The 257-nt window shown below is 56.8% G+C and carries 1 protein-coding gene; it reads right to left on the reverse strand.

Annotated elements, in window-relative coordinates:
• Nucleotides 1-75 precede the first annotated feature (75 nt).
• The coding region (locus SB751_RS32670) for a hypothetical protein (RefSeq protein WP_410749341.1) at nt 76-257 on the reverse strand (182 nt) is incomplete at its 5' end.

Consider the following 257-nt stretch of genomic DNA (forward strand, 5'->3'; position numbering starts at 1 on the left):
CGCTCGTAGTTAGCCAGACGATGGACCAGAATGAGAATCCCGAAAAGCCGGTGACTCCCCCGTTTAATATGGATTTCAGCGGCCTCGCGCGATGATGCCGCTTGCCACATGTGGTGGACGTGCGTTCGACTGCCGATCTGTTTTGTTGTTTTTCTTCTTGATGGTGGCGCTTATGGTTTGGCCTTTTGGTGGGCAAAAAGCGGCTGCTGCGGATTCTACCGCTGCGACGCAGAACGGGCGTGCGGGTTTGGGCGCCG

The sequence above is a fragment of the Cupriavidus sp. SIMBA_020 genome (assembly GCF_046535395.1).
Classification (GTDB): Bacteria; Pseudomonadota; Gammaproteobacteria; order Burkholderiales; family Burkholderiaceae; genus Cupriavidus; species Cupriavidus campinensis.